At 66.7% G+C, this 6158-nt stretch carries 8 protein-coding genes; 3 read left to right on the top strand and 5 right to left on the bottom strand.

Annotated elements, in window-relative coordinates:
- Window positions 1-21: 21 nt before the first annotated feature.
- The 4 genes from glpR to VE759_RS03780 all read right to left on the bottom strand — a co-directional run bounded on the left by glpR (window position 22) and on the right by VE759_RS03780 (window position 4273).
- On the bottom strand, window positions 22-1200 hold the full coding sequence (gene glpR, locus VE759_RS03795) for a gephyrin-like molybdotransferase receptor GlpR (RefSeq protein WP_324928382.1): 1179 nt from the start codon (window positions 1198-1200) through the stop codon (window positions 22-24).
- 164 nt (window positions 1201-1364) lie between these two features.
- Complete coding sequence (locus VE759_RS03790; RefSeq protein ID WP_324928380.1) at window positions 1365-2018, bottom strand: GNAT family protein; 654 nt, start codon at window positions 2016-2018, stop codon at window positions 1365-1367.
- A 22-nt stretch (window positions 2019-2040) separates the two neighbouring features.
- Window positions 2041-3321: a gephyrin-like molybdotransferase Glp gene (gene glp / locus VE759_RS03785; protein ID WP_324928378.1), complete on the bottom strand. Its 1281-nt coding sequence runs from the start codon at window positions 3319-3321 to the stop codon at window positions 2041-2043.
- 40 nt (window positions 3322-3361) lie between these two features.
- Window positions 3362-4273 (bottom strand): UTP--glucose-1-phosphate uridylyltransferase, encoded by a 912-nt coding sequence (locus tag VE759_RS03780; protein ID WP_324928376.1) that lies wholly within the window; start codon window positions 4271-4273, stop codon window positions 3362-3364.
- Window positions 4274-4347: 74 nt separating this feature from the next.
- Between VE759_RS03780 and VE759_RS03775 the strand changes: the two genes are divergently transcribed.
- From VE759_RS03775 to mscL, 3 genes are all read left to right on the top strand, one after another.
- A complete protein-coding gene (locus VE759_RS03775; RefSeq protein WP_324928374.1) occupies window positions 4348-4941 on the top strand; it encodes a 5-formyltetrahydrofolate cyclo-ligase in 594 nt (197 codons plus the stop codon).
- A 73-nt stretch (window positions 4942-5014) separates the two neighbouring features.
- Entirely contained in the window at window positions 5015-5329 is a 315-nt protein-coding gene (locus tag VE759_RS03770; protein WP_324928372.1) for an FmdB family zinc ribbon protein, read from the top strand.
- A 172-nt stretch (window positions 5330-5501) separates the two neighbouring features.
- Window positions 5502-5960 (top strand): large-conductance mechanosensitive channel protein MscL, encoded by a 459-nt coding sequence (mscL, locus tag VE759_RS03765; RefSeq protein WP_324928370.1) that lies wholly within the window; start codon window positions 5502-5504, stop codon window positions 5958-5960.
- 58 nt (window positions 5961-6018) lie between these two features.
- On the opposite strand, the gene VE759_RS03760 is transcribed toward mscL, so the two are convergent.
- Window positions 6019-6158: MspA family porin (locus tag VE759_RS03760; protein WP_324928384.1), on the bottom strand; the 140-nt coding region annotated here is incomplete at its 5' end.

The following is a 6158-nucleotide window of genomic DNA, read 5'->3' as shown; positions in this document are numbered from 1 at the left end:
GCCGGCGACCCTGAAACGTCGCTACTGCCCCGCGGCCTTCGGCAACTGGTAGCCCATTGGCCCCGGCGTGTAGTCGAGGTGCTCGAAAATCGGATCCTCGTCGTCGATTTCCAGCACCACCGCGCCGGGTCGACGCAGCCGCGACGGAACCAGGTCGAGCGCGCCGTCCTCGGTGTTCTCCACGCCGAGTCGCGACCGCGCCATCCGCTGCATGCGGCGCAGGCGCAGCCGCTGCTCGATGCGCGTCTGCCGGCGCAGATACACAAGGTACAGCAGTGTGAATGCCCCGATGATCCGGCACGCCCACCAGCCGGTCGGCCACGCGAAATAGCCCGCGATCGCCGAGGCAATCAACATCAATACCAGCGCCGTGACGAACCGCCTGCGGAACTTGTACTTGCGCGCGCTGGCCGCGGCGGCCGCCTCGGGATCGTATCGGCGTCGACGCGACGCAGTCGATGGCACCGTCGTTGGCGGATCGTCTGACGATGCCAAACCCGATGTGTCCTCGACGTATTCGTATTCGTCGTCGGTGCCCTCGGCCGCCTCCCCAGCGATAGCTTCGCTGGCTTCCTCGACGTCGTCCTCCGCTTCCTCGACGTCATCCTCCGCGTCCGCGACGTCATCCTCCGCGTCCGCGATGTGATCTTCCGCGTCCTCGACGTCATCCTCCACGTCGGGGACCGCGCTGACGACCGGTTCAGCCGGTGGTTCGGCTTCTGGCTCTTCCTCTACATCCCTGCGACCCACCAGCACGTCCCTGCGACCCACCGGCACATCCCTGCGACCCACCGGCACGTCCCTGCGACCCACCGGTTGATCCCTGCGACCCACCGGGAGCGCCGCCGAATCCTCGACAACGTCGACGTCGATGTAATTGGGCTCGGTGTCGGCGCTGTCGTCGATCGGGGCCAGCACGACCGACTTGATTCGCGGCGGCTCTTCGTCGTGCTCCTCATCGTCCAGCTCGTCGTCGCCATCTTCGGGCGCCTGCCAGTCGGGGTCGCTGCGGTGACCGGCTGCGGGGCCGCCCCGCTTCAGCCTGCGCGCGCTCGGGCCGCTGTTGAGCACCCGGGTGGCCAGCGCCACGTCGCTGGTACGGCGAACGGCGTCGCGCTTGCTGATCAGCATCGGAACCAACACGAACAGCCAGAGCACGACCAGCGATATCCACAGGAGTGATTGGGGGACGCTTGGCATATCGCGCTCCTTTCAGCGTCAGGCTGGGCCCTGGTCAGCGTCGCGGCGGACGAGGCGCGCCAGCAGGCGAACGAGGCGCGCCAGAGGCCCGGCCCTACAATTACACACCTGTAATTCGCGCCTGACAAGCATCAACGGTCACGCGAGTCACATTTGTAACACGTCTAGGACCAGCTGGCGTGCCCCGCCCGGATCAGCGTCGAGGTGACCGACCCGTACACCTCCTCGACGGTGATGGCGACGAGCAGGTGATCCCGCCACGCACCGTCGACGTCGAGGTAACGCCGCAGCAGTCCCTCTTCGCGGAACCCGACCTTCGCAAGCACCGCGCGACTGGCCGCGTTCTCGGGCCGCACCGTGGCCTCGACACGATGCAACCTGACCGGGCCGAAGCAATGGTCCAAGCCCAGCGCCAGCGCACCCGTGGCGACCCCGCCTCCGGTCGCGGCGCTCGCCACCCAGTAGCCGATCCACGCCGAACGCAGCGCACCGTGCGTGACGTTGCCGATCGTCAGCTGACCGCAGAATTGCCCGTCGAGTTCGATCGCGTAAGGCAGCATTCGTCCCTTGCGGGCTTCCGAGCGCAGTCCCGAGCACAGCGACGGCCACGCCGAAATGGAGTGTCGGACTTGCCAGTCCGCTTCGGCGCTGGGCTCCCACGACTCGAGGTGTCGGCGGTCGCCCAACCGGATGCGACTCCACTGCGCGGCGTCGCGCATACGTACCGGCCGTAGTCGCACCAAGCCCGCGGCGACTCGGATCGGGCCGACGGCCATCGGCCATCCGGGATGCACAGAAGACGACCGCCACAGGTTCACGGGCCCGGGAAACCTTTGTCACTCAGCCGCGTTGGGCCAGGAACGCGACGCTGACGATCTCGCCGGTGCGGATCTGCTCGCTGTCGCTGGGCACCGTTACGAGGCAGTTCGCCTCGGCCAGCGTGGCCAACAAGTGTGACGACGCACCGGGCGCGCCGAGGACCTGTACCAGATATTCACCGGTGTCCTGGTCGCGCATCAGCTGGCCGCGCAGGAATCCGCTGCGCCCGGGTACCGACGCGATGGGCGACAACGTGCGCGCCTCGATAATCCGGCGAAGCGGCTGACGCTTGCCCAGCGACAACCGGATCAGGGGCCGCACCATCACCTCGAACACCACCAGTGCGCTGACCGGATTGGCCGGCAGCAGGAACGTCGGCACGCGCTCCTTACCGAGCTGGCCGAAACCCTGCACCGAACCGGGATGCATCGCGACGCGGTCGACTTCCATTTCGCCCAACGTGGACAGCACCGAGCGGACCTGTTCTGCCGCCGCACCTCCGACCGCACCGGCGATGACGACAACCTCGGCCCGGTTCACCTGGCCCTCGACCACCTCGCGCAGTTCCTTGGGGTCGCTGCTGACGATGCCGACCCGCGTCACCTCGGCGCCCGCGTCGCGCCCGGCTGCCGCCAAGGCATACGAATTCACGTCATAGACCTGGCCGTTGCCGGGTGTGCGGGAGATGTCGACGAGTTCGCCGCCGATGCTCATCACCGACAGCCGGGGTCGCGGATGCACCAGCACGCGCTCGCGGCCCACCGCCGCCAGCAGCCCAACCTGGGCCGCGCCGATGATCGTGCCCGCGCGCACCGCGACATCGCCCGGTTGCACATCGTCGCCCGTGCGTCGCACATAGGCGCCCGTCGGCACGCTGCGCAACACCCTGATCTTGCTCTCGCCGCCGTCGGTCCAGCGCCGCGGCAGCACCGCGTCGGCCAGCGTCGGCATCGGCGCACCCGTCTGTATCCGCGCGGCCTGGCGGGGCTGCAGCCGGCTGGGCGTTCGCGCGCCCGCCTCGATGTCGCCCACGACCGGCAGCCTCACCTCGACGCCGATGGCGTCCGCCTCGTCAACATCGTCGTCATCGCTTGTGGCGCCGTTGGATTCAACGCCCGCGACGTCGACGCTGCGCACCGCGTAGCCGTCGATCGCGGCTTGGTCGAAGCCGGGCAGCGGATGTTCGGTGACCACTTCCTCGGCGCACATCAGGCCCTGCGCCTCGGCGATCGCCACACCGACCGGTCTTGGCGCGACCGCGGCCGCCATCACCCGAGCCTGCTGCTCCTCCACCGAACGCACAGCATGCCTTTCTGCCGTCGAACGTGGACCCGGCACGCACCTACTGCTCGGTCAAGCCCAACCGCGCTACCAACCAGCGCCGCAAGTCCGGGCCGTAATCATCACGATCCAGTGCCAAGTCAACCGCAGCCTTGAGGTAGCCGCCGGGATTTCCTAGGTCGTGTCGGGAGCCGCGATGCACGACGACGTGAACGGGATGGCCCTCGTCGATCAGCAGCGCAATCGCGTCGGTCAGTTGAATCTCACCGCCGGCGCCGCGCGAAACCCGGCGCAGGGCGCCGAAAACCGCGCGGTCCAACACGTAGCGGCCGGCCGCGGCGTACGGTGACGGCGCGTCCGCGGCCTTGGGTTTCTCCACCATGCCCTTGACCCGCAATACGTTCGGGTTCGCCGCGTCCGGCACCTTCTCGACGTCGAACACGCCGTAGGCGCTGATCTCGTCGGGGTCCACCTCGATTGCACACAACACCGTCCCGCCCCGCTTGGCGCGAACCTTGGACATCGTTTCCAGCACACCCGTGGGAAGCACAAGGTCGTCGGGCAGCAGCACCGCAACGGCGTCCTCGTCATCGGATAGCACCGGTTCGACACACGACACCGCGTGTCCGAGGCCAAGCGGCTCCGCCTGAACCACAGACTCCACCTTGATCAGCGCGGGGGCGCGGCGGACCTTCTCGAGGATGGCCTTCTTGCCGCGGGCCTCCAGCGTGCCCTCGAGCACCAGGTCTTCGACGAAGTGCGCGACGACGCCGTCCTTGCCTTCGGAGGTGACGATCACGAGCCGCTCGGCGCCGGCCTCCGCCGCTTCGGCGGCCACGAGCTCGATGCCAGGGGTGTCAACGACCGGCAGTAACTCCTTGGGCACGGTCTTCGTCGCAGGCAGGAAACGGGTGCCAAGACCGGCGGCAGGCACGATCGCGGTCCGTGGAATCGGGACCTCGGGCAGTGTCATCGTTCACACATTAACTGCAACGCCTCGCGGGTTCTGGTTGGAATGGCGGTAAAAACGCCGATACTGGATATCCCGTGAATTCCGCCGTGAAGCAACAGCTACGCGCCAAGGTGCTGGCGGCGCGAGCCGAAGTTGCTCCCGGTGTGCACAACGCCGAAGCGCGGGCGCTCTGTTCGCATGTGCCCTCGGTCGTGGAAGGCACTGCGACCGTGGCCGCGTACGTGCCGGTCGGATCGGAACCCGGTTCGTCGGAGCTGCTCGATGCGTTGCTGGAGGCCTGCGATCGGGTGTTGCTGCCGGTCGCCCGCGTGGCCGACGACGACACGCCGTTGCCGCTGCGGTGGGGCGAATATCGGCCTGGGGAACTTGTTGCCGCGCCGTTTGGCCTGATCGAACCACCGGAACCGTGGCTGCCGCCGTCGGCGATGGGGTCGGCCGAGGTGTTGCTGGTGCCGGCGCTGGCAGTTGACCGGCATGGGGTGCGGCTCGGGCGGGGCGCCGGCTTCTACGACCGGTCGCTGCACTTTCGGGCACCCTCAGCGAGGTTGGTCGCGGTAGTGCGCGACGACGAGCTGGTCGACGAGCTGCCCGTTGAACCGCACGACGTAGCGATGACGCACGCGTTGACTCCAAGTTTCGGGCTCGTCGCACTGTCGAATGGGTCATAGCCGGGAATGAAGAGTGGCTGTCTGGCACTTGTAACGGTAGAGTGCTAACGAGCTTGTCTAACGGAGGTTTCCTGTGCCGACCTACTCCTACGCGTGTACCGAATGTGGCAATCGGTTCGACGCGGTGCAGGCGTTCACCGACGACCCGTTAACGACGTGCCCGCAGTGCACCGGCCGGTTGCGCAAGTTGTTCAACTCCGTCGGCATTGTCTTCAAGGGCAGCGGGTTCTACCGCACCGACAGCCGTGCACCGTCCAACGGCGCCGTCGCCGGCGATAAGGCCGAGTCGAAGACCAACGGCAAGTCGGACTCGAACGGAAAGTCGGAGTCGAACGGCAAGTCGGCGTCAAGCACGCCGGCAGCCGCGCCGGCCGCAGCGTCGAGTTGACACCGAGTAATCCCAAGCGCGGCATCTGACCGAATGGGCTGTGTTGGTGGTGCTGCGCGTACGCACGGCACGCACCGTCGCCGGTACCGGTCTTAGTTGAAACGGTCTCGCTCAGGTTTGATGAACTATGTTCGCCTCATGAATTCGTGAGCGAGCAGAGGAGGACCGTCACATGTTGAAGGGCTTCAAGGACTTTCTGGCGCGCGGCAACATCGTTGATCTCTCGGTTGCGGTCGTCATCGGCACGGCATTCACCGGATTGGTGACTAGATTTACCGACAGCATCATCCAGCCGTTGATCAACCGGGTCGGCGCGGGCGGCGAATCGCACTACGGCATCTTGCGGTTCGGCATCGGTGGCGGGCAGACCATTGACCTCAACATCCTGTTGTCCGCGATCATCAATTTCGTCCTCGTGGCCGCGGTGGTGTATTTCGTTGTGGTGCTGCCTTATAACAGGCTCCGTAAGCGTGGTGAGGTGGAGCAGGCGCAGGATACCGAGCTCAGCTTGTTGACCGAGATCCGCGACATCTTGTCGGCCAACGGTCAGGTGTCCGGCCGGCACACGACGGATGCCGGCACGGGGCCGAGCCCAGACACCGCGAAGACGACGAGCGCCGACAAGACCTGACGCACACGTGAAAATCAGCCCCCGGTTCATACCCGGGGGCTGATTTGCCTTGGGGTTTTTAGTTCATGTTCCAGGGCTCGCCGTAGGTGGTGACGCTGTCACCGTCCTTGGAGATCAGCCTGGCGAACGGACGCAGCAGCACACCGCCGGCCGCGCCGGTAACGGTCCCATGCGCGTTGGAAACCGCCACACCCCCGT

Source organism: Mycobacterium sp. (assembly GCF_035640695.1).
In the GTDB taxonomy this organism is placed as follows: domain Bacteria; phylum Actinomycetota; class Actinomycetes; order Mycobacteriales; family Mycobacteriaceae; genus Mycobacterium.
This window is presented reverse-complemented; position numbering and strand designations above follow the sequence as displayed.